Source organism: Reyranella sp. (assembly GCF_965279465.1).
GTDB lineage: Bacteria > Pseudomonadota > Alphaproteobacteria > Reyranellales > Reyranellaceae > Reyranella.
In genome coordinates this window covers 5329309-5351722 of record NZ_OZ257242.1, presented here as the reverse complement: position 1 = coordinate 5351722, position 22414 = coordinate 5329309, and the positions used below count along the sequence as shown (strand labels likewise).

General features: G+C 65.6%; 24 protein-coding genes, 1 pseudogene and 2 riboswitches. Of the genes and pseudogenes, 14 read left to right on the top strand and 11 right to left on the bottom strand.

What is annotated here, in order from left to right:
- Positions 1 to 15: 15 nt before the first annotated feature.
- Entirely contained in the window at positions 16 to 1953 is a 1938-nt protein-coding gene (locus tag ACQY8M_RS26120) for a TonB-dependent receptor plug domain-containing protein (protein ID WP_428661791.1), read from the bottom strand.
- An 81-nt stretch (positions 1954 to 2034) separates the two neighbouring features.
- Positions 2035 to 2232: riboswitch (cobalamin riboswitch) on the bottom strand.
- A gap of 43 nt (positions 2233 to 2275) precedes the next feature.
- On the opposite strand from ACQY8M_RS26120, the pseudogene ACQY8M_RS26115 reads away from it, so the two are divergent.
- From ACQY8M_RS26115 to ACQY8M_RS26090, 6 genes and pseudogenes are all read left to right on the top strand, one after another.
- A pseudogene (locus tag ACQY8M_RS26115) lies at positions 2276 to 2540 on the top strand (type I restriction endonuclease subunit R); the annotation flags it as partial.
- A gap of 330 nt (positions 2541 to 2870) precedes the next feature.
- Entirely contained in the window at positions 2871 to 3401 is a 531-nt protein-coding gene (locus tag ACQY8M_RS26110) for a hypothetical protein (RefSeq protein ID WP_428661788.1), read from the top strand.
- Positions 3398 to 4567, top strand: coding sequence for a hypothetical protein (locus tag ACQY8M_RS26105; protein WP_428661785.1), 1170 nt, complete (start codon positions 3398 to 3400; stop codon positions 4565 to 4567). The genes ACQY8M_RS26110 and ACQY8M_RS26105 overlap by 4 nt, the downstream gene beginning before the upstream one ends.
- 181 nt (positions 4568 to 4748) lie before the next feature.
- Positions 4749 to 5570, top strand: a complete 822-nt coding sequence (locus ACQY8M_RS26100) for an HNH endonuclease (protein WP_428661783.1) — start codon at positions 4749 to 4751, stop codon at positions 5568 to 5570.
- 312 nt (positions 5571 to 5882) lie between these two features.
- A complete protein-coding gene (locus ACQY8M_RS26095) occupies positions 5883 to 6101 on the top strand; it encodes a hypothetical protein (RefSeq protein WP_428661780.1) in 219 nt (72 codons plus the stop codon).
- Positions 6098 to 6679 (top strand): terminase small subunit, encoded by a 582-nt coding sequence (locus ACQY8M_RS26090; protein WP_428661778.1) that lies wholly within the window; start codon positions 6098 to 6100, stop codon positions 6677 to 6679. Before ACQY8M_RS26095 ends, ACQY8M_RS26090 begins: the two co-directional genes overlap by 4 nt.
- Positions 6680 to 6846: 167 nt before the next feature.
- Here the strand turns inward: ACQY8M_RS26090 and ACQY8M_RS26085 are convergent, their stop codons facing one another.
- A complete protein-coding gene (locus tag ACQY8M_RS26085; RefSeq protein ID WP_428661775.1) occupies positions 6847 to 7137 on the bottom strand; it encodes a BrnA antitoxin family protein in 291 nt (96 codons plus the stop codon).
- A 9-nt stretch (positions 7138 to 7146) separates the two neighbouring features.
- Complete coding sequence (locus ACQY8M_RS26080; protein ID WP_428661772.1) at positions 7147 to 7314, bottom strand: hypothetical protein; 168 nt, start codon at positions 7312 to 7314, stop codon at positions 7147 to 7149.
- Here ACQY8M_RS26080 and ACQY8M_RS26075 point away from each other — a divergent pair.
- A complete protein-coding gene (locus ACQY8M_RS26075) occupies positions 7313 to 7492 on the top strand; it encodes a hypothetical protein (RefSeq protein WP_428661769.1) in 180 nt (59 codons plus the stop codon). The genes ACQY8M_RS26080 and ACQY8M_RS26075 overlap by 2 nt on opposite strands.
- 3 nt (positions 7493 to 7495) lie before the next feature.
- Here ACQY8M_RS26075 and ACQY8M_RS26070 read toward each other — a convergent pair whose 3' ends face one another.
- From ACQY8M_RS26070 to nthA, 7 genes are all read right to left on the bottom strand, one after another.
- A complete protein-coding gene (locus tag ACQY8M_RS26070; RefSeq protein WP_428661767.1) occupies positions 7496 to 8473 on the bottom strand; it encodes a Bug family tripartite tricarboxylate transporter substrate binding protein in 978 nt (325 codons plus the stop codon).
- A gap of 110 nt (positions 8474 to 8583) precedes the next feature.
- Positions 8584 to 9372, bottom strand: a complete 789-nt coding sequence (locus ACQY8M_RS26065; protein WP_428661764.1) for a carbon-nitrogen hydrolase family protein — start codon at positions 9370 to 9372, stop codon at positions 8584 to 8586.
- A gap of 67 nt (positions 9373 to 9439) precedes the next feature.
- Entirely contained in the window at positions 9440 to 10102 is a 663-nt protein-coding gene (locus ACQY8M_RS26060; RefSeq protein WP_428661761.1) for a VIT1/CCC1 transporter family protein, read from the bottom strand.
- The gene (locus ACQY8M_RS26055; protein WP_428661758.1) at positions 10099 to 11079 is read right to left on the bottom strand and encodes a SphA family protein; all 981 of its coding nucleotides are present in this window, start codon (positions 11077 to 11079) and stop codon (positions 10099 to 10101) included. The genes ACQY8M_RS26060 and ACQY8M_RS26055 overlap by 4 nt, the downstream gene beginning before the upstream one ends.
- Positions 11080 to 11207: 128 nt before the next feature.
- Positions 11208 to 13010 (bottom strand): fatty acyl-AMP ligase, encoded by a 1803-nt coding sequence (locus ACQY8M_RS26050; protein WP_428661755.1) that lies wholly within the window; start codon positions 13008 to 13010, stop codon positions 11208 to 11210.
- Positions 13011 to 13091: 81 nt separating this feature from the next.
- A riboswitch (cobalamin riboswitch) is annotated at positions 13092 to 13289 on the bottom strand.
- Between the two features lie 54 nt (positions 13290 to 13343).
- On the bottom strand, positions 13344 to 13961 hold the full coding sequence (nthB, locus tag ACQY8M_RS26045; RefSeq protein WP_428661752.1) for a nitrile hydratase subunit beta: 618 nt from the start codon (positions 13959 to 13961) through the stop codon (positions 13344 to 13346).
- Positions 13962 to 14114: 153 nt separating this feature from the next.
- Positions 14115 to 14711: a nitrile hydratase subunit alpha gene (nthA, locus tag ACQY8M_RS26040; RefSeq protein ID WP_428661750.1), complete on the bottom strand. Its 597-nt coding sequence runs from the start codon at positions 14709 to 14711 to the stop codon at positions 14115 to 14117.
- Positions 14712 to 14831: 120 nt separating this feature from the next.
- Between nthA and eno the strand changes: the two genes are divergently transcribed.
- The gene (gene eno / locus ACQY8M_RS26035) at positions 14832 to 16115 is read left to right on the top strand and encodes a phosphopyruvate hydratase (protein WP_428661747.1); all 1284 of its coding nucleotides are present in this window, start codon (positions 14832 to 14834) and stop codon (positions 16113 to 16115) included.
- Here eno and ACQY8M_RS26030 read toward each other — a convergent pair.
- Entirely contained in the window at positions 16079 to 16396 is a 318-nt protein-coding gene (locus ACQY8M_RS26030; protein ID WP_428661744.1) for an antibiotic biosynthesis monooxygenase family protein, read from the bottom strand. The genes eno and ACQY8M_RS26030 overlap by 37 nt on opposite strands.
- Positions 16397 to 16467: 71 nt before the next feature.
- Here ACQY8M_RS26030 and ACQY8M_RS26025 point away from each other — a divergent pair, with 71 nt between their 5' ends.
- The 6 genes from ACQY8M_RS26025 (at position 16468) to ACQY8M_RS26000 (ending at position 22406) form a co-directional block, all read left to right on the top strand.
- The gene (locus tag ACQY8M_RS26025; RefSeq protein ID WP_428661741.1) at positions 16468 to 17298 is read left to right on the top strand and encodes an AraC family transcriptional regulator; all 831 of its coding nucleotides are present in this window, start codon (positions 16468 to 16470) and stop codon (positions 17296 to 17298) included.
- A gap of 68 nt (positions 17299 to 17366) precedes the next feature.
- Complete coding sequence (locus tag ACQY8M_RS26020) at positions 17367 to 18089, top strand: alanyl-tRNA editing protein (protein WP_428661738.1); 723 nt, start codon at positions 17367 to 17369, stop codon at positions 18087 to 18089.
- A 90-nt stretch (positions 18090 to 18179) separates the two neighbouring features.
- Positions 18180 to 18479, top strand: a complete 300-nt coding sequence (locus tag ACQY8M_RS26015; RefSeq protein WP_428661735.1) for an FtsB family cell division protein — start codon at positions 18180 to 18182, stop codon at positions 18477 to 18479.
- A 174-nt stretch (positions 18480 to 18653) separates the two neighbouring features.
- Positions 18654 to 19694, top strand: coding sequence for a pyruvate dehydrogenase (acetyl-transferring) E1 component subunit alpha (gene pdhA / locus ACQY8M_RS26010; RefSeq protein ID WP_428661732.1), 1041 nt, complete (start codon positions 18654 to 18656; stop codon positions 19692 to 19694).
- Between the two features lie 3 nt (positions 19695 to 19697).
- On the top strand, positions 19698 to 21089 hold the full coding sequence (locus ACQY8M_RS26005; RefSeq protein ID WP_428661729.1) for a pyruvate dehydrogenase complex E1 component subunit beta: 1392 nt from the start codon (positions 19698 to 19700) through the stop codon (positions 21087 to 21089).
- A gap of 15 nt (positions 21090 to 21104) precedes the next feature.
- On the top strand, positions 21105 to 22406 hold the full coding sequence (locus tag ACQY8M_RS26000) for a pyruvate dehydrogenase complex dihydrolipoamide acetyltransferase (RefSeq protein ID WP_428661726.1): 1302 nt from the start codon (positions 21105 to 21107) through the stop codon (positions 22404 to 22406).
- Positions 22407 to 22414 lie beyond the last annotated feature (8 nt).

The window sequence follows — 22414 nt, the reverse complement described above, 5'->3', positions numbered from 1 at the left end:
ACACCAGTCCCTGCGTCAAAACTTGGCCTTCACGCCGAAGAAGGCCTGGAAGGCCGGAGGCTGGAACCCTGTGGGCTCTTCGTAGCGCTGGTCAAGGATGTTCTCGGCGCGGGCGAAGAGCTCGACTCCCTTGCGGACGTCCCAGGCCGCCGTGGCGCGCAGGAGAGTGTAGGGGGGAGGGGTGATGGGCGTGAAAGTAACCGCATCGAGATCGTGGCGGCCTCCGACGCTGTTCAGCTCCGCACCCAGGCGCACGCCCTCGATCGGCCGCACGGCGGCGCGCACCGAGAAGACATCCTCGGGACGACGCACCAGCCAGGCACCGGTCGTGAGATTGAAGGCGAGCGTGTGGGTGTAGGCGAAATGGACGTCGAGCCAGTCCGTGACCTGAATGTCCACGAAGCTTTCGGTGCCTTCGGTTTGCGCCTGGGGTGCGACGTTGGTGTATTGCGTGAAGGGAGTGACGCAGTCGATCAGGTTGCTGATGTTGTTCTTGAAGTAGAGGACGCCGGCCTTGACCTTGCCGTCGAACATCGTCTGCTCGGCGCCGACTTCGAAGCCCCGGCTGGTCTCGGGCTGCAGGTTACGATTGCCGACGCAGAACAGCCCGGCGTTGTAGAGCTGGTTCAGCGACGGTGCCTTGAACGCGGTGCCGTAGGAGGCCTTGAAGGTGGTGTTCGTCGCGCTGAGCAGGTAGTTCGCGCCGACACGCCACGTCCCATTCGAGCCGTAGAGGCTGTTGAAGTCGACGCGGCCGCCGGCCGACAGCGTGAGCGCCTCGAACAGCGTGACACGGCCCTGGGCGTAGAGGCCGGTCTGTGAAACCTGGCCCCATTGCTGGACGGTGTCGGCGTTGGAGTAGGCCCACTGGTTGCTGTAGTCGATGCCGGCCACGATGCTGGCCTGCTCGGTGATCGTGAAGACGTTCTTCCAGTCGGCGCTGAACTGCCGTCCGTTGTAGGTCGAGTTCATCGGTGCGGGAAACGGGATCTGGATGCTGGGATAGTCCAGAGCGTGCCGATAGACAGTCGAATAGCCGACGCCGATCGTCGGCTTCCACACGCCGCCGAAGAAGTTGCCGTCGAATTGCAGGCGATTGAAGAACTGCTGCGTGAATTCGGTCGCGTTGGGATCTTCCGCCGGCGCGAAGGTGAAGTCCGGCTGCAATGCGTAATTGTCGAACTTCACCTGGGTGTCGATGTAACGGCCGAACCACGTCAGGCTGGCATTCTCCGTGATGTCGACCCCGAGCCGTGCCGCCAGGTTGATGTTGCGGTAGGCGTCGTTGTCGAAATAGCCATCCGACGCAATGAAGCGCGGGGGAATGGCGCTCTGGCCCGGGGTGTACAGGCCGCTTGCGCTGACATTGTAGTTGAAGCGGTTGACGCTGCCCGTCGCATAGGCGCCGAGGCTGGTTTGCAGCCGCGTCCCCAGCTCGGCATAGCCGCCGGCAGAGAGGGAGCCTTGCCCCTTCTTCGTCACCATGTTGATCACGCCACCGATCGCGCCCGAGCCGTAGAGCGTGCTCATCGGGCCGCGCACGACCTCGATGCGGTCGAGGTTGTCGGTGAGGAAATGAGCGAAGTCGATCGAGGCATTGGGCGTCGACGGATCGGTGATGGACATGCCGTCGACCAGCACGACCGTATGGTTGGAGTTGCTGCCGCGCACGAACACCGAAGTCTGCGTGCCCGGACCCCCCGACTGCTGGACGGATACGCCGGGGACATAGCGCAAGACTTCGTCGACGGTGCGCAACTGCCGGCGCTCGATCTCGTCGCGGCTGATGACCGTGACCGTGCCCGTCACCTTGTCGGCGGGCACCGGCTCGCGGTCGGTGGTGATCACGACATTGGGCATCGTCGCCGTTATGCCGCTTTCGGTTTGCGCGGATGCACAGAACGGCAGGAGCAGGGGAGAGGCTACGAGCAGAAATCGACGGAACGGCATCATCGGACGGTCCTCCAGAACAGCCACGCACAAGGCGCGTCACCGCTCGGTTGACCGTCCCGTTGGATTGTCCCGTCCATCGGAAGAGCGACGCTATCGCCGGCAGGTCTTCTGGCTCACGGGTCGTCGCTTGCGCCTGTCTTCCCAGACCGAAGTCCAGTGACCTGATGGCGTTCGCTCGCCGCTTACAGCTGCGGGTACAGCTGCCGATTGGCCCTCACGGGCGGCACGGCATTCCCTGTTAGCCTCCGGTTAGGGAGGACCGTCGATGTGACTTTGGTAATTTGAGGGCGCTGTCGCGTCAAGGAGTTTGGCGGGGGGACTTGGGCGGATCATCGTGCGCGGCAAGCTTGTCACGCGCGGCAAGGCTAAGAAGGCCGACGTTGTTCTCTACTACAAGCCGAAACTCCCGCTCGCGCTGATCGAGGCGAAGGACAACAATCACAGCGTCGGCGATGTCATGCGGCGGCCTCGACTACGCCGCGACTCTCGGCGTCGCCTTCGTTTTCTCGTCCAACGGCGCGGCTTTCTGTTTCATGACCGGACTGGCCATCGAAACAAATCTCGACCTCGACGCCGTCCCGCCGCCGACAACATAGAAATTTGGCGCAGGCGCCGATCGAGGACTTCGCCATGCAGGCCGCGCACGACCGCATCGCCGCCGCCGTCGCTAGCATCGCCTGCGAAGCGTTGATCGTCGCCCACCGAATCTTTGCCCTGGGTGCGCTCGCCAAGGCGGATATATGGCCGCTGCCGGTGAGGAGAGAGGTCGCGCCCGGGATGACAACTTCCGTCGGGCAGGCGCACGTCGCAAATTGCCAGGATTCGTTTGTCAGGCCCGCGGCCCGGTGTAAAATGCATCGGAGAGACAACCTAACGGGGCGACGGTGCAACGTCGCCGCGGGAAGGGCGGGTAGTACATGCGGTTTGCATTCGTTCTGATTGGTCTTGCGGGCTTGCTTTTCCTGGCAGTCGTCGCGATGCCGGCCTATCAGCTCACCGCCTATCCGACCGATTTCAAAGGGGCGGCCGGCATCCAGCTTTCGGAGGAGGCCACTACCCTGCTGGCCAAGGCAAAGACGAATGCGCTTATCCTCGTCGAGCGCCAGCGTCTCTGGCAGACCGTCGCAGTCTGGCTCGGTTTCCTGGGATTGGGACTGACTGCGCTGGCCTCAATCGTGGCCGGATGGAGAAGCCGTCAGAGCCGCGCGGACAGGGAAGAATTTCTCAACAAGAAGGTCACCGCCATCGGAGCGCTTACGGCGATCGCGACGCTTGCAATGGGAGCGAGCGACCTCGTCGAAAAGACCGGCGTAAAGCCGTTAGACGGGGATATCTCGGCGCTCAAAAAGGCGATCATGGAGGTGCCTGCCGGGATCGCCGTCAATCCCGCAGCAGAACGCGGCATTCTCGATGCCCTCGTAATCACGTTGGCGGAACACCGTCCATGAGCTTCGTTTGCCTGATTTTCGCCGCCATTCTTTCTGCAACCGCCTGCCCCCCGAGGCCGCCGCCTCTCATCGAGGCGCTGGGAGAGGCCCGGACGCTGCGCCCCGATGCCGAAAGAGCGATCGAAGTAGCTAACGACGTGCTGCGAGTGGCGCGGGAGCCGTTCCGTATCGTCGCTTCGTGGCAGTTGAATGGTCGGGGATTGCGCGAAGACGAGCTGGTCGTCTATCTCGTCGGATCGCCCCTGAGCCCGCGCGAGCTTTGGGAAGAGCGCAGCAAGCTAGAAACACTCATCACCTCGATCACGAGCGATCTCGGCGAAATCAATCCGGATGCGTCCAATTGCGGCGACAAGGACGACTGCGTCGGGACACTTTATCCCGAGACGAGCATCAAGGTCGTAATGGACGTGTTGAACCGGCAGAACACCTGGGAGCTGGCGAAGACCTCGCCCGAATGTCGCTGCATTGTCCTTATGGAGCAGCACCTGTTGCTTTTCAGGATCGTCTTCGGGGCCGACTGGGCCCGATACATACTTTTGATGCGCTACGACAGCAAAGATCAGCTTCAGGCGGATCTCGATAGTGGCCGGGTGCCCGACGTGCTGCTCGAGAGCAAGCGCGTGCCCCTCGAAGCCATGGTCGCCTTCCTGCTGCTGCACGAAGTTGGCCACGTGACCAAAGTGCCGTTGCGGATACCGATGAGAGACAATGCCGACCTGGCGGCATTTCTCGACCGCCTGAGCAGCGAACAGCGCGAGGAGCTCCGTGCCGACAGCTTCATAGTGCGGCTCCTCGCCGCCCGGTGCTTCAGGCAGAACCCGACCGGATTGTTGTTGGATACATGCTACACACCGGCGGTGTTGTCGATGTTGACCTTCGTGGTCGGGATGAAAGGAAAATCCAAGGACGCCTTATGCCTGCGCTACCTCGACACCGTAGCCGGCTATCCCAATTGGCAAGGAAGGCTGTTGCTGCTGGGCTATCAATACGAAGAAGTCGTGGGCAAAGGCTACTCGCTGCTGACGGATTATCTTTCTACTCGCCGGCACCTTCTCGAAAAGGCGTCGACATCGGAAAGCAAGGTCTGCCGTGATGCTGCCCTGCGCTTTTCGGCGAACCGTTCCTCGCCGGCGTCGGGTTCCAAGGTCATAGACGGCCCAAGATGATCGGCATCGGCCGACAGGACTTCCCGCATGAGCCCTGTTAACCGGTTGTTCTAACCAATGAATGCACGTCCGGGAGGCGAGCCTTACGGCCGCTACCGCCCCCGCCGCCGCCTGTGCGACACGTTGCTCGCCAAGACGCTGGCGCCGGCCGAGGAACGCGAACTGGAGGCGGCGGCATTGGATGCCGATCAACCTCGTCATCGCTGTCACGAACGGCGACTGGTTCAACATGCTGCGGCAGCAGCCGAACCGTGCTGAGGTCAATTTCTGGGCGCCGCCCGCCGCCAACTTTCGCGTCCTTCAGCCGGGCGAGATATTCCTGTTCAAGCTCCACGCCCCGCGCAACGTGATCGTCGGTGGCGGCATCTTCGCCTACACCAACGCGCTGCCATGCTCGCTAGCCTGGGAGGCGTTTCGCGAAGCCAACGGCGCGCGGTCGGCGCAGGAAATGCGGGCGCGCATCGCGCTGTACCGCCGGGTCGATCCGGGCCACCGTAGCGATTTCGAGATCGGCTGCCGTATCCTGACGCAGCCTTTCTTCTTCGCCGAGGCCGACTGGATTCTCGCGCCGGCGAGCTGGGCGTCGAACATCGTGGCCTTCAAGACCTACAGCACCGGCGACGCGGACGGGCTTGCGCTGTGGGACGCGGTCAACGAGCGGATGAACCGGCCCGGCCTCCCCGGCATGGCCGAAGAACCGGCACGGTTGGGCGAGCCGCAGCTCATCCGGCCGCGGCTGGGGCAGGGCGCGTTCCGGGTGCTGGTCACGGACATCTACAATCGGCGCTGCGCCATCATGCAGGAGCGGACCCTGCCGGCGCTCGAAGCCGCACATATCCGTCCCTATGGCGATGGCGGCGAAAATGAAGCTCGAAACGGGCTCCTGCTGCGGCGCGACATCCACAGTCTGTTCGATGCCGGCTACGTGCCCGTCACGCCCGATCTGCGCTTCGAGGTGAGCCGGCGCATCAAGGAGGAGCTCGACAACGGGCGGCACTATTAGGCCCTGCACGGGCAGCCGATCTTCGCGCCAGAGCAGATCGTGCGCCGTCCCGGCCCCGAGGCGCTGCGCTGGCATAACGACCACGCGTTTCGGGGGTGAGGCTTGGGCATGCGATCCGCCTTCGCTTGGACACGCCACACCGACGCAACCCATTTTTCTTGTTGCTCCGGGGAGTTACACTTTCCCCTTATCCCTAGGTATGGCGAATCTCGGCCGACCCTGGACGTTCTCTCTCGCAACTGCGGCGACGATCTGCCGGCGACTGGCCGCGCGCCAGAGCGCCATATCTCGCCGGGACGAGGGAGTTCCACAATGAATGGCAACAGCTGGTACGCCGACGATATCGCTTCCCTGCGCCGGTTCGTGGCGGCTGGCTGGACGGATGCGCGGATCGGCAAGGCGCTCGACCGGGCGCGCGAGTCCGTGCAGCACAAGCGCGCCGCGCTGCGCCTGGAGCCGGGGCAGTCGCCGGCGAGGACGACGGCGGTGCGCCGCTTGATGGCGCGGCGGATGGCGAGGAGCTTGCCATGAGCGTGCTTCGGCTCGCGAAGCAGGAGAGGTTCTGCCACGAGTATGTGAAGGACTTCCATGCCAAGTCGGCGGCGCTCCGCGCGGGCTACAGGTCCGGCCACATCTACGAGACCGCCTCGCGCCTGCTGAAGGACGCCCGGGTGCGGGCGCGCATCGCCGAGCTGCGCGACGCGATGGCGCGGCAGGCGAAGGCGGAGGCCGAGGTGCAATCCCATGCCGAGGCCAACTGGGTGTTGGCCCAACTGGTGAGGATCGCGCACGCCGATCCGCGCAAGTTCTTTCACGCCGACGGCACACGGAAGAAGGTCCATGAGCTGGACGACGAGGAAGCCGCGGCGCTGGCGGGTTTCGAGCCCACCGGCGAGGCCGGCAAGGTCGTCGACCGGCTCAAGGTCCTCGAGCTGCTCGGCCGGCACTTCGGCCTGTGGCAGCAGAAGCCGGCGCCGGCGCAGGAGGGAGGCCTGTTCGACGGGATGAGCCTCGAGGACGTCCGCCGGGTCCGCGACAGGGTCGGCCAGCTCCTCACAGAGGCTGGCATGGATCCGGCTCGAAGCGCACCGCGCCGTCGCCCGGGGTGAAAGCCGGGCAGGGTGTTGCCTCGCCAAGCCGGCAGGCCAGTGCCGCAGATCGCCGGGGTAAGGCTATTCAGCCTTTACGCCTGCGAACTTGATCACCATCGCCTACCGTTGGATTTTCCCGTCCATCGGAAGAGCGACGCTATCGCCGGCAGGTCTTCTGGCTCCAACTATCTCTTCGCTGCTCGCCGTGCGACTTTGACCAGGGTGTCGTTTATCCGCGTCTGCCAGCCCGCACCGCCGGACTTGAAGTAGCGGAGCACCTCAGGGTCGAGCCGAAGCTTGACGGCGAGCTTCGGTGCCATCGAGCGCGGCCTGCCGACCGGCCTGGCTTCCGTTACCACCGCACCGGCCAACTGTTCGTCCGTCAGCTCTGGCGCGTCGTCATACTCCTGCGGCTTGATTCGGTGCCGGTCGACCTTAGGCAAGTCGCTCTTGATAGCGCGCTTGTACGCGGTCATTGCACTTCCTCATCGAAATGATGTGCCGAGCGTTGCCGTCGAGGCCGCGGTCTGCTTCGTGGCGTTGCGCTTGGCGGCGTCGAAGGTGATTTTCACGAGGATATTTGTACCCCCAATAAATACAGCCGGACAATATCCGGGGGTACAGAAATTGAGAAAATTCGTGTCGGCTGGCATGCGCGATCTTCACCAGCTGGGCCACCACCCGGTCGGCTTCGGCATGGGAGACGGCCTCCGCCTCCGCCTGCCGCGCCATCGCGTCCCGCGCGGCGTCATCGCCGCGGTGAGAGCCGGGCAGGGCGGCGCCTCGCCAAGCCGGCGGGCCTCGCGCCTGGGCCGCCGGCGTGGGGCGTGAAGGCTATTCGGCCCTGACGCCCGCGAACTTGATCACCTTGCCCCATTTCTCGGTGGCCTCCGCGATGATCGTCGCGAATTCAGCGGGTGTGCCTCCGACCGGCGTGCCCCCCAGCTCGGTGATCCGGGACCTGATCTTGCTGTCGGCGAGGGCGGCATTGATCTCCTTGTTCAGGAGGGCGATCACCTCGGGCGGGGTGCCCGTGGGCACGCCGATTCCCGCAAAGCCGCTGGCCTCGTAGCCGGGCACGAAGTCCGCGATCGGCGGCGTGTCGGGTAACACGTCCAGCCGGGTCTTGGTCGTCACCGCCAGCGCACGCAGCTTGCCCGCCTTGATCTGCTGGATCGCTTCCGACACCGGAGCGAAGATCACCTGCACGTGGCCGGCGATCAGATCGACGACCGCCGGCGCACCGCCCTTGTACGGGACGTGGACCAGGTTGAGCCCGGTCATCATCTTGAAGAGCTCGCAGGAAATGTTCTGCGGCGTGCCCTGGCCCGCCGAGCCGTAGTTGATCTTGCCCGGATTGGCCTTGGCGTAGGCCATGAACTCGGGGAGCGTCGTGGCGGGGACCGACGGGTTCACCACGACGACGTAAGCCAGCCGCGTGACGTAGACGACCGGCGCGATGTCCCGCTGGAAGTCGAAGGGAAGGTTGCTGTAGAGCGCGGCATTGATCGCCGCCGGGGTCACGACCTGCAGCAGCGTGTAGCCGTCCGCGGGGGACTTGGCGACCATGTCGGTGCCGATGTTGCCGCTGGCGCCGGGCTTGTTCTCGACGATGAACTGCTGGCCGAGGCGCTCGGTCAACCATTCGCCCATCAGGCGCGCCTGGATGTCGGTCGCCCCGCCGGCCGGAAAGCCGACGACGATGCGTGCCGTTCGCGACGGATAGGCTTGCGCCCGAGAAATGCCCGGCACCGCTGATAAGGCAGCGGCACCCGCGGCCAGATGCATGAATGTACGGCGATGAAACGTCATGATGTTCCCTCCACAGCTGCGCCACGTCGCGGACTTGCAGTCCATCTGAGCGCTTTTCGAGAGGAGCCTACATCGGTCCTGTGAGAAGGCGGAAGGGGCCGATGCCGCCTTTAATCGTCCAGCGACACCGTCCGCCAGCTCGACAGCGCACGGGTGGTGGCCGTCCAATCGACCAGCACGATGCTGTCATCCGGGGCGGCGTGGGCAAAGGCGATCGTGCCATCGACCGCCGCCACGGAACGGGCGCCGGAGAAGTCGAGGACGTCCCGCCCGGTCCGGTTGCAGACCAGCACGGGCCGTTGCGTCGTGAGAGACGCCCATTCCCATTCGCCGCTCGGGCCATGCTCGCCCGGCGCCCAGGCCGCGGCCGACAGCAGGAGATCGCAGCCCTGCGCGGCGGTCTCGCCGACAAGGCGCTTCGAGTACATGTCGGCGCAGACGAACAGCCCGACGCGGCCAATGCCGGCGATGTCGACGACGGTCGGCCGATCGCCGGGCGTCGACCAGGATTCGGCGCCCACCCGCAGCGCGGCGATCTTTCGATGCCGTCCGGTCACGCCGCCGTCGGGTCCCAGCACGATCATGCTGTTGAAGAGGGCATCGCCGTCCGCTTCCGGTTGGCCCAGCACGATCGAAGCGCCGCCGGTGCGTCGCGCCAGCCGTGCCGCCCAGTCGAGAAGCGCCGGCTGCTCCCCGGCGATCCATGTCGTGCCGATGAGATCGCGGAAGCCGTAGCCGCTGAGGCAAAGCTCGGGAGTCACGATCAGCCGCGCGCCCCGCGACGAGGCCTGCGATACGGCCCGCTCGATCAGGCGCTTGTTGTATTCGACGTCACCCGGCCGGGGAGCCAGATGAAGCAGCGCTATGGTCTGCGCTTGATGGGCCTGGAGGGGAGACATGGCGAGCGAGGTTACTCCGGCAACGGTGGCGCCCAGAAGATCGCGCCGGGGAAGGCGCCGGCCGATCCTAGCCACCGAGCGGCACCGCCAGCAGAACCAGCGCCGTTCCGACCAGGGCAATGACCAGGCCAGTGAACCAGCGATTGCCTCCGGAATAGTGAGCCCACCAGTAGCCGCTGAAGAACATCAGTGCGAGCTGCAGCGCGTTGGCCACGCGCAGGGCCGTGAAACCGTCGTGGAACAGCAGCAACGGGATCAGGCCCGGGATCGCCGTCATGCTGACCAGGACCACGATCAAGGCCGCGGCCACCCAGTCATTCGCCTGAAGATGAGCCCGCTCCGTTCCCGCATTCCTGAACAGCTCCAGAAACGAACGGTGAAGCCTGGCTCCGTCCTGTGGCCGCATCGACGGTTCGCCCTCGAGGTCGAACTCCTCCTTGACCGCGGCCATTGCCTCCTCGTCGGTCGAAGCAGCCTGAAGTCTCTTCACGAACTGGACGCGCCGATTTCGGTTGAAGAGCGTACCCAGCAGGTAGAATGCGCCGTCGATCACGCCCCAGGCCACGTTGCAGCCCAGCAGCGCCAAGGCGAGCTCGACGCCGACGATATCTGCGCGTTCGGAGAGCAGGCGGGCGCCGGCGGTTATGGTGAGCGCCATGACCAGGCCGAACAGTATCTCGAGCAGCGTTTCCGACGGGTCGAGATGGCGCCTGACGAAGCGGACGATCATCGCGCCCTCTCTTCCGGGCGCCGGGCGCGCGACAACGAGACGGTGACATAGACGTTCCAGCCCTCGGGGCGATTCTGAGCGGCAAATTCCTTGTAGCCGCGGACGTCGAGCTCGGCCGCGAGGCCGCCGAGCTGGAAGGACCAGCCAATCTGCGGCCCCGCGCCCGCAACCTGCGACCGGAACCCTCCCAGCAGCGCTGCGCCGCCGGTGTCCGGGCTCACCTGGCCGAAAAAGTAGCCCGCGGCGCCGACATAGAACGTATCGCTGAACGAGTACGACATGCCGACATCGATATGCGCGTCCATCCCGCTCTGGTAGCGCGTGGTCGGATTGATGAAGTTATACGTCAAGCCGGCCGTGACCGAGACCTCGAACCCCGATGCCGGCATGTAGGTGTAGCCCATGCCGGCATCGATCGCCCAATGGCCCAGCCCGACACCGGCCAGACGGTTGGGATCGTAGGTTCCAACCGGTGCGCTGCCCATGATGTAGGTCATGATGTTGTGGCTGCCGATCTGCCACTTCAGCGATGCCATGGGGTAGAGATCGCTGACGCCCGCCGCGCTGTCACTGCTCCTGGCCGAGAAGGCGCCGGCATTGGGCGTCGCCAGGACGCCCCACACGGACGTATCGGCGCGGCCGGCGGAGAAGGTCACGCCCAGCCACAGCTGCCCATTCAGCACCGGATCGGCGAAGGTGTAGCCGGGCGTCAGGAAGAGATATTGCTCGGCTGTGTCATAGCCGAGCAGGAGCCCGCCGCCGCGGGAAAAGCTCGTCCCCGCGGTGGCGCTGGCCTTGCGGAAATAGAACATCGCCTCGAGGGAGAACCCGGCATCACCCGGCACCGCGGCGAAGCTCGCGAACTGGCCCGGCAGCCAGACGCTGGCGCCGCCCTCGTCGGCAATCGCCCGCACAGGAACGAGCGCCACACAGAGGGTGCCAAGGAGCGGCAGACTCACGACAGCCTTGCGCTGCATGCGATCCCCCCTTTTGCGCAAGCATAGCATGGCAACATGCAACCCGGTTCACGGGCTGGCGGGTAATCGTCGAGGGCCTCCTGGATCGCGACCAGAATGTCACGCAAGCGATCTCGCGCGGGCGCGCTTCACTGTCCGGCATAACCACCCGCGAGGAACGTGGCTTTGGTCGCGGAGCGGCTGAGCTTTCCCGACGAGGTGAGGGGCAGGCCGAGGCGGCGCGAGATCAGGACGACACGGCCGTCGACGCCGAAGGCCTCCTTGGTCTTCTGCCTGATGTCGCCTTCGAGCGTTTCGTCCGCGGCGGCGTCCGCAGGAGGGGCCTGCACGACGATGACGACGGACTCCATTGCACCGTCGTCGACGGAGAAGGCGCAGGCGTCGCCGCGCCGCAGGGAGGGCAGGGCTTCGACGCTCCACTCGATGTCCTGCGGCCAGATGTTGCGGCCGTTGACGATGATCAGGTCCTTCGCGCGGCCGGTGATGACGATCTCGTCGTTGCGCCAGTAGCCGAGGTCGCCGGTGTCGAGCCAGCCGTTGCACAGCACGTCCGTGCTGTCCTCGACCGGCGGGAAATAGCCGGGCATGACGCTGGGGCCACTGACGAAGAGCCGGCCGACGCGCCCTTCGCCGAAGACGATGCCGTCGGGGTCACGGATCTCGATGCGATGGCCGGACAATACCCGGCCGCAAACCACGAACTCGCGGCTGTCGCCGGCATGCGAATCGGTCGGCCGGTCGAGGCGCAGGCCAGTGAAGGGGCGCACGAAGCTCACGCCGACGCAGACTTCGGCCATGCCGTAGCTCGGCAGGAAGGCGCGCGGGTCGAATCCCGCGGCGTTGAAGCTCTCGGCAAAGCGCTGCAGCACTGACGGCTGGATCATGTCGGCACCGACACCGGCCAGACGCAGGCAGGACAGATCGATCTCGCCCAGCGCCTTGGTTTGCGCCCGGCGGGCGGCCAGATCGTAGCCGAAGCTCGGGCCGTAGGTGATCGTGGCGCGGCGCCGCGAGATCAGCGACAGCCACTGCAGGGGGCGGCGCGCGAAATCCCAGGGCGCGAGCAGGTCGACGCTGCGTTGCGCGCACATCGGGGCGAGGACGAAGCCGATCAGGCCCATGTCGTGATAGAGCGGCAGCCAGCTCACGCCCGAGTCAGTGGCGGAGACCTCCTGCGCGGCGAGCGAGCCCGTGATGTTGGCCATCAGCTGGTCCTGACGGATGTCGATGCCGCGCGGCTCGCGGGTGCTGCCCGAGGAGAACTGGATGTAGCACGCATCGCCAGCGCCGAAGGGCCGCAGCAGGGCCCTGGATTCCGGCAGGGCGTTGAACGCCGCCATGGGCCCGGCAAGCCGGACGGCCGTTCCCTCGGCCGCCCTCTGCGCGAACTCGGCAAGCTCGTCCGGCGCCACCACGCCAACGGCGCCCGCGACCGTTATCTGGCTGCGCAGCTGTTCGATGAAGCCGGCGCGCGAGCCGAGCCCCACCGGCATCGATACCGGAACCGGCACGACCCCGGCATATTGCGCGCCGAAGAAGGCGATGCAGAAGCCCGGCCAGGTATCGGCAATCAGCACCAGCCGCTCGCCGCCCTCGAAACCCGCGCCGATCAGGCGGCGGGCGAAGGCCTGGGCCTGAACCTGCAGGTCGCGATAGGGCAGGCTGCTCGAAAGCTTTCCGCGGGCATCGAAGAAATTGAGGCCGGTCTCGCCGTGCGCCGCATAATCGAGGGCGTCGCACAGGCTGGTGAAGCCGCCGCGCCTGAAGACCAGGTCGCCGTTGAGGCTGGGCGTCGGCGTATCGACGCGCCGGTCCGCGCTATGCGCCAGGGCGTGATCGTAGCGCTGGAAGCGGCTTGGCGGCGGCGTGCCCAGGTCGGAGGCTGCGCGGTCCGGAAGACGGGCAGGCGAGACAAGACGGATCGGCGTCACAGGACGGATCTCCCAAACGGTTCGCTCAAAGCGCGCCACCGCTCGGGTAGACCGTCCCGTTGGATCATCCCGTCCATCGGAAGAGCGACGCTATCGCCGGCAGGTCTTCTGGCTCGCGGGTCGTTGCTTGCGCCTGCCTTCCCGGACCGAAGTCCAGTGACGTGATGGCGTTCGCTCGCCGCTTACAGCTGCGGGTACAGCTGCCGATTACCCCCGTCAGGGGCGCACGGCATTCCCTGTTAGCCTCCGTTAAGGAGGACCGTCGATGGCTTTACATAGTGCCGGGCAAGCGCGCTGGCAAATGTGTCCAATTCTGAACACTGCCTTGCGCCGCTATGCCACGCGCTCGAGGTAGCTCTGGAAGACGCCGACATGGACCTGGGCCGGATCGGCCGAGTTGGGCCACAGCTCCTCCGCATTGAAGCGCACGTCGTAGGTCGGCTCGTCCTCGGCATGGATGCCGTGGGCATGCGCGTCGGGAAAGGGATAGGCCGGGGACTCGCTGACCACGATTCCCGTCTTGCCGCGGACGTAGCCCGGCGCGCGGACATGGCCGGGGATATGCTCGGTGCGCACGCGGACCTTGTCGCCCGGCTTGAAGCGCTCACGCGTGGCAACATTGCTGCGGCCCGGCGCGCTCGGCATCGAAAGCGGATAGGCGCCCTGCGCGCGGCGCTCGAGCTCCTCCCTGCTCACGATGCCCTTCTCGACGCAGAGCGTCGCGAGGCTGGTCAGCGAGCGCTCGTAGTAGCTGGCCGAGAGATAGTGCCGCGGCTCCATGCGCTCGATGGCGTGGCGATACTCGTCCATGTTGAAGATGCCGAGCTTCACCGCCAGGGAGTAGAGCGCATTGACCCGCTTTTCCCACGGCTCGTGGAAGGTCCGGGCCTTGAGAGTGTAGCGGACGCGGCCGAATCCCTGCCGTCCGCCCATGTCGTGCATGCCGTCCATCTCGGGCTCCTAGACGCTGTTCATTAGATTGCTAGACAAGGTTCTTAATGCCCATTCGGTGTCATCCCGAGCGCAGCGAGGGATCTTTGAGGCCATGAGCAAGGATCCCTCGCTGCGCTCGGGATGACACTGTGCGTAAGATGGAATCAAGCACTACAAACGGGCGACGCCGATCATGGCGTCCTTGGTGACGAGGCCGGCGAGTTTCTCCTCGGACCAGCCGTCGGTCCCGGCCGGCCGCACCGGCAGCACCATGTAGCGGGTGTCCGCGGTGGTGTCCCAGACGCGGATGTCGATCGACGGCGGCAGGTCGAGGCCCATTTCCCTGAGCACGGTGCGCGACTGGCGCACGATGCGGGCGCGGTATTCGAGGTCCTTGTACCAGTCCGGCGGCAGGCCGATGATCGAGAACGCGGTGCAGGAGCACAGCGTGCAGCAGATCACGTTCTGCAGGGTCGGCGTGTTCTCCAGCACCACGAGATGGCGGTGGTGCGGCGGCATGGTGAGGCCGAGCTCGGCCACCGCGTCGCGGCCGTTGGCCAGCAGGCGCGCCTTGAAGGCCGGATCGGTCCATGCCCGGGCGACGACCCGGGCGCCGTTCTCCGGAATCCATTTCTCTTCGGCGGTGTGCATGAACTCGTCGATGAATTCGGCCGGCTTCAGGCCGCGCTCCTCGAACGCGGCCTGAATGGCGTCGACGCGCTGCTCCACCGTCGCGGTATTCTGCTGGATGTTGCCGTGGTCGGGCATGGCTGGAACTCCCTCTGGCTCTGCGGCTTTCTCCGACTATAGAAACGCGGCGCCGTCTCGTCACTTGCCCGGGAGTGGGCGCGCGGCTAGAGAAATCGCGCCCCAGAAGGAGTTTTTCTCATGAGTGCCATCGTCGACATCCGCGCCCGCGAAATCCTGGACAGCCGCGGCAATCCCACCGTGGAAGTCGAAGTCGAGCTCGAGAGCGGCGCCATGGGACGCGCGGCGGTTCCGTCGGGCGCCTCGACCGGCGCGCACGAAGCGGTCGAGCTGCGCGACGGCGACAAGAAGCGCTACGGCGGCAAGGGCGTGCTGAAGGCGGTCGGTGCGGTCAACGGCGAGGTGATGGACCTGCTGTCGGGCCTCGACGGGCTCGACCAGATCAAGATCGACCGGGCGCTGATCGAGCTCGACGGCACGCCGAACAAGGGCCGCCTCGGCGCCAATGCAATCCTCGGCGTCTCGCTCGCCGTCGCCAAGGCCTCGGCGATGGATTCGGGCCTGCCGCTCTACCGCTATGTCGGCGGCAGCCAGGCGTCGGTGTTGCCGGTGCCGATGATGAACATCATCAACGGCGGCGCGCATGCCGACAATCCGATCGATATCCAGGAATTCATGATCATGCCGGTCGGCACCGACCGCTTCGCCGAGGCGCTGCGCATGGGCTCCGAGGTGTTCCACGCGCTGCGCAACCAGCTCAAGGACGCGGGCCACAACACCAACGTCGGCGACGAGGGCGGCTTCGCGCCCAACCTCGCGACCGCCGACGAGGCGCTGTCGTTCATCATGAAGGCGATCGAGAAGGCAGGCTACAAGCCGGGCGAGGACATCGTGCTGGCGCTCGATCCGGCCTCGACCGAGTTCTTCAAGAAGGGCAAGTACGAGCTCGAGGGCGAGGGCAAGTCGCTCGATGCCGGCGGCATGGTCGACTACTACGCGGCGCTCGTCGCCCGGTACCCGATCGTCTCGATCGAGGACGGCATGGCCGAGGACGACATGGCCGGCTGGAAAGCGATCACCGACAAGCTCGGCAGGAAGATCCAGCTGGTCGGCGACGACCTCTTCGTCACCAACCCCAAGCGCCTGGCCGACGGCATCAAGAATGGCCTCGCGAACGCGATCCTGGTGAAGGTCAACCAGATCGGCACCCTGACCGAGACGATGGAAGCCGTATCGATGGCGCGCAACGCGAGCTACGGCGCGGTGATGTCGCATCGCTCCGGCGAGACCGAGGATTCGACGATCGCCGACCTCGCCGTCGCCACCAACTGCGGCCAGATCAAGACCGGCTCGCTGTCGCGCTCCGACCGCCTCGCCAAGTACAACCAGCTGCTGCGCATCGAGGAGCAGCTCGGCACCCAGGCGCGCTACGCCGGCCGGTCCATCCTGAAGGCCAGCTCGTAGTGACGGGCGAAATCGTCGAAGTCGGAGAGCACGGCCCGTGCTTCCGGCTCGACGATCGCGGTGGCGATATCGTCGCCGGCGAATGACCGGATCGCGTCGAGCGATTCCCAGAAGGTGACAGCCAGGAATTCGGTCCTGCCGTCGACCTCGCGCCGCAGCAGCCACGCGCCCTCGTGACCGGCGAGCGTCGCGAGCTCGGGAAACACCGTTTGGGTCACGTGCCCGAAATAGGCGTCGGCCTTGGCGGCGCTCGCCTGGCCGCGCCACATGCGTACGATCATCGGACCTCCAAATCCTGCTCGAGATGACAGTGAGCGTGGTGCGCGTGCCCGGGTATTGGTAAAAATTGACCATGCCGCGCGTCGATCCGAACAACTCGACCCAATACTGGTGGGACCGCCATCTCGGCGGGCTCAGCCTGATGCATGCCGATTTCACGACCCACGACTATCCGCAGCATACGCACGACGCGCTGGTGATCGCGATCACCGAGCAGGGCGGATCGGTCGTGAAGAGCCGCGGCGCGCTTCAGGATGCCACGCCGTCGACCCTGTTCGTATTCAATCCCGAGGAGCCTCACGGCGGCTGGATGGGACGCAGCGAGCGCTGGCGGTACCGCTCGCTCTATCTCACCCGGCACGCACTCGATCGCGTAGCGGGCGAGGTGGGCGTCGAGATGGTGCCGTACTTCATGCGCAACACCTTCGCCGACCGCGACCTGATCGACGCCTTCCTGGCGATGCACCTCGCACTGGAAGAGGGCCGCGACGTGTTCGCCGAGCGCGAGTTGCTGGTCGGCGCATTCGGCACGCTGTTCCGGCGCCATGGCAGCGGCCGGCGCCCGATCGAGGCGCCGCCGCGCGATCGCACGTTGCTGTCGAGCGTGGTCGAGCGCATGCGCGCGGAATACGCCACCGACCTTCGCCTCGAGGACCTGGCGGCGGGCGTCGGCCTGACGACGTTCCAGCTCATCGGCCTGTTCAAGCGCACGGTCGGCCTCACGCCGCACGCCTATCTGACGCAGGTTCGGCTCGGCATGGCCTGCCGGCACCTGCGGCACTCGCCGGTGCTGGCCGAGGTGGCGACGGCGGTCGGCTTCTACGACCAGAGCGCCCTCAACAACCACTTCAAGCGCTGCTACGGCATCACGCCCCTGCAATTCGCGCGCGCCGCGGCCGCGTAGCCGGATCATGTGGCACGCTCCCGGCGAACAGCAATTTTCGCCAATACGGTCGACGCGGCGCGGCTTACATGCCGGCAATGCACCTCTACTGCCATGACAATCCCGAGACACTGACGCTCGAAACCGAGGTCACCGACGCGCGGCCGGGCAAGGTCTCGCTGGCGCAATCGCCTTTCTATCCCGGTGGCGGCGGGCAGCTCGCCGACCGCGGCGTCATTGGCTGGAGCGGGGGAGAGGCCAAGGTCACGGGCTTCGAGCATTCAGCCGGCAAGATCTGGCATCTGCTGGATACGCAAGAGGAGGTGGCGGGCAGGGTGGAAGCGTCGGTCGATCCGGATTTCCGCCGCAAGATGCGCCAACTTCACACCGGCACCCATGTACTGAACGCGCTCGTATTCCAGCAGTTCGACGGCGCGCTGGTGACCGGCGTGCAGATGGCAGAGGACGGCACCGCTCGCATGGATTTCGACCTGCCCGCTGCGGACAACGACCGCCTTCGCGCGCTCGAAGGGCCGATCAACGACCTGATCCGCCAGGACATCGCGGTGAGCTTCGTCTACGTGCCCATGCACGAGGCACAAAACACGCCCGGCCTGATCCGCAGCCGCTCGGTCGCGCCGCCGCCGACGCCGGACGGCAAGATCCGCATCGTCGAGATCGCCGGCCTCGACCGGCAGGCCTGCGGCGGCACTCATCTTGCCTCGACCGGCGGGTCGCCGCCGATCCGGATCCTGAAGATCGACAACAAGGGCCGGCACAATCGCCGCATCCGCATCGCGCTGGCCGAATAGATTCGGCAGAGCCGAATAGATTCGGTAGAGCCGAATCGGGCTTGACTTATCAACACCACATGTTGCTCTATCCGTTCAGGAATAGCACATATGTTGTTGAGACCGCGTCAAATTCTGGCTCCCGTCATCTTCGCCACGGTGTTCGGCTACTTCGGCTACCACCTCGTGAACGGAGATCGTGGCCTGCTGGCGATGGCTCACCTGCAGCGCGAAGTGCAAATCGCCGACCAGAATCTCGCTGAGGCCGAGACGACGCGGAAGATCTGGGAGCGCCGTGTATCGGCGTTGCGCAACCAGAGCCTCGATCCCGACATGCTCGATGAACGTTCCCGTGCGTTGCTCAACTATGCGCGCAAGGACGACATCATCGTCTTCACGCCGACTCGTTGACTCGAACCGCTTTGCGGTTGGCTGGAAGAAACTGTCCGGCACCCTCGGCGTTCCGAAAACAATCGCTCAAATGCTGCGACGCACTCGCCGCCAATCTGTTTTTTCTCGCTAGATCAACCACATCGGCATGGGCGATGCTATAAGCCGCTACGGGGCCACTCGAGGGGAAACGTCATGGCAAAACCGGCCACCAAGCCGAAAGCGGAATCGCTTACGGCCAAATCCAAGTCGCCAAAACCGGGCGACAACAGCGTGAGCCCCGAGCAGCTCAAGACGTTCTACCGCGACATGCTGCTGATCCGTCGCTTCGAGGAGCGCGCCGGCCAGCTCTATGGCATGGGCCTGATTGGAGGCTTCTGCCATCTGTACATTGGCCAGGAAGCGGTCGTGGTCGGCATGCAGTCGACGATCGGCGGCAAGGACGCGATCATCACGTCCTACCGCGACCACGGCCACATGCTTGCCGCCGGCATGGACCCCAAGGGGGTCATGGCCGAGCTGACCGGCCGCAGCGGCGGCTACTCCAAGGGCAAGGGCGGCTCGATGCACATGTTCAGCCGCGAGAAGAATTTCTACGGCGGCCACGGCATCGTCGGCGCCCAGGTGCCGATCGGCACGGGGCTGGCCTTTGCGCACAAGTATCATGGCAACAAGAACGTCTCGCTGACCTACTTCGGCGACGGCTCGGCCAACCAGGGCCAGGTCTACGAGGCGATGAACATGGCGGCGCTGTGGAAGCTGCCGGTCATCTACATCATCGAGAACAACCGCTACGGCATGGGAACGTCGATCGAGCGCTCGACGGCGATCACCGAGCTCTACAAGCACGGTGAGGCATTCGGGATCCCGGGAGAGGCGGTCGACGGCATGGATGTGCTGGCGGTGCGCGCCGCGGGCGAGAAGGCGGTCGAGCACGCCAAGAGCGGGCAGGGACCGTACATCCTCGAGATGCAGACCTATCGCTACCGCGGCCATTCGATGAGCGACCCGGCCAAGTACCGGACCAAGGAAGAGGTCGACAAGTATCGCAGCGAACGCGACCCGATCGATCACGTCCGCAAGCTGCTGCTCGAGGGCAAGATGACCGACGAGGCAGCCCTCAAGGCGGTCGATGCGGAGATCCGCAAGATCGTGAACGACTCGGCGGAGTTCGCGCAGCACAGTCCCGAGCCCGATCCGTCGGAGCTGTGGACCGACGTTCTGGTCGGAGCCTGATCCATGTCGATTCCGGTTCTGATGCCTGCCCTGTCGCCGACCATGACCGAGGGCAAGCTGGCCAAATGGCACGTCAAGGTCGGCGATGCGGTGAAGTCGGGTCAGGTGATCTGCGAGATCGAGACGGACAAGGCGACGATGGAGGTCGAGGCCGTCGACGAAGGCACTGTTGCGCAAATCCTGGTCGAGGAAGGCGCCGAAGGGGTCGCCGTCAACACGCCGATCTGCATCCTGGCCGCCGAGGGCGAGAGCGTTGCCGACGCATCCAAGCCCGCCCCGCCGGCTGCGTCCGCGCCTCCGGCTCCGAAGGCCGAAGAGTCACCGACTGCGGCGAGGCCCTCGGAGGAGCAGAAGGCGGCTCCGCCCGCGCCATCGTCACCGCCCCCAGCGTCGGAGCCGGAGTGGACTGGCAAGACCGTGCGCATGACGGTGCGCGAGGCCCTGCGCGACGCCATGGCCGAGGAGATGCGCAAGGACGAAAGCGTCTTCCTGATGGGCGAGGAGGTCGCGCAGTATCAGGGAGCCTACAAGGTGAGCCAGGGCCTGCTCGAGGAGTTCGGCGCCAGGCGTGTGATCGACACGCCGATCACCGAGCACGGCTTCGCCGGGCTGGGCGTCGGCGCTGCGTTCGGCGGGCTGCGTCCGATCGTCGAGTTCATGACCTTCAACTTCGCCATGCAGGCGATCGACCAGATCATCAACTCGGCCGCCAAGACGCTCTACATGTCGGGCGGCCAGATGGGCTGCCCGATCGTCTTCCGTGGCCCCAACGGCGCGGCCGCCCGCGTCGCTGCCCAGCATTCGCAGTGCTATGCGAGCTGGTACGCCCATGTGCCCGGCCTGCGCGTCCTGGCGCCATGGAGCGCCGCAGACGCGAAGGGCCTGCTGAAGGCTGCGATCCGCGATCCCAATCCGGTGATCTTCCTCGAGAACGAGATCCTCTACGGCCAGCAGTTCGAGGTCCCGGACGATCCGGAATTCGTGCTGCCGATCGGTAAGGCCAAGATCGAGCGCCAGGGCAGGGACGTCACCATCACCGCCTTCTCGATCATGGTCGGCAAGGCGCTGCAGGCGGCAGACGAGCTCGCCAAGCTCGGCATCGAGGCCGAGGTGATTAACCTGCGCAGCCTGCGCCCGTTCGACACCGAGACGCTCGTCAACTCGGTCAAGAAGACCAACCGGTTGGTGTCTGTCGAGGAGGGCTGGCCGTTCGCCGGGATCGGCGCGGAGCTCGCGGCGCAGATGATGGACCATGCGTTCGACTGGCTCGATGCGCCGGTCAAGCGCGTGGCGGGGCTCGACATTCCGCTGCCTTATGCGGCGAATCTCGAGAAGATGGCGCTGCCGCAGGCGGACGATATCGTCAAGGCCGCCCGCGCAGTCTGCAATCGCTAGGGGCGGAGCGAGGCCATGTCGATCAATATCCTGATGCCGGCACTGTCGCCCACGATGACCGAGGGCAAGCTCGCCAAGTGGCACGTCAAGGCCGGCGACTCCGTGACGTCCGGCCAGGTTATCTGCGAGATCGAGACCGACAAGGCCACGATGGAGGTCGAAGCGGTCGACGAAGGCAAGATCGGCCAGATCGTCGTGCCCGAAGGCGCCGAAGGCGTGAAGGTCAATGAAGTCATCGCCGTCCTGCTGGAGGAGGGCGAGACCGAAGTGAAGCCCGCCCCGGCTCCGCCACCCCCCAAGGTCGAAGCGGCGCCAGCGCCTCAAGCCTCATCGTCTTCCGGACCGCGAGCCTCCGGCTCGCTCATGAGTCCGAGCGAGCCGGAGGCTCGCGGTCCAAAAGAGCATGAAGCTCCCAAAGGACAACGCATCTTCGCTTCGCCGCTGGCCAAGCGCATTGCGGCCGAAAAAGGCATCGATCTCGCAAGTTTGAAAGGCTCCGGCCCGAACGGCCGTATCGTCAAGGCGGACGTCGAGAGCGCCAAGCCTGCGGCGACACCAACACCGGCCGCGGCCCCCAAAGCCGCGCCGAAGGCAGCGCCTGCCCCGGCGCAGCCGATCGTCACCGCGCCCGGCGACCAGCGCATCCCGCACACGGCCGTGCGAAAGGTCATCGCGCGGCGCATGCTCGAGTCCAAGCAGACCGTGCCGCATTTCTACCTGACGGTGGAATTCGAGATCGATGCGCTGCTGGCAGCGCGCGCCGCGATCAACGAGGTGGCGCGCAAGAAGGACGCCCGCGTCTCGGTGAACGACATGGTGATCAAGGCCTGCGCCAAGGCGCTGCGCGATCATCCCGAGTGCAACGCCTCGTGGACCGAAGACGAGATGATCCAGTACGGCGCGGTCGACATCTCCGTCGCTGTCGCCACCGACCGCGGCCTGATCACGCCGATCATCCGCAACGCCGACATGAAGGGCGCGGCGCAGATCTCCGTTGAGATGAAGGACCTCGCGGCACGCGCCAAGGTGGGCAAGCTGAAGCTCGAGGAGTTCCAGGGCGGCGGCTTCACCATCTCCAACCTCGGCATGTTCGGCGTGAAGGAATTCGGCGCCATCATCAACCCGCCACAGGCCATGATTCTGGCCGTCGGGGTGGGCGAGGAGCGCGTCGTCGCGCGCAAGGGCGAAATGGTGATCCGCAACATGATGAGCTGCACGCTGGCCGTCGATCACCGCGTCGTCGATGGCGCGATGGGCGCGCAGTTCATGCAGACCCTGCGGACCTATATCGAGCAGCCGGCTGCAATGCTGGTGTAGGAGGAGCA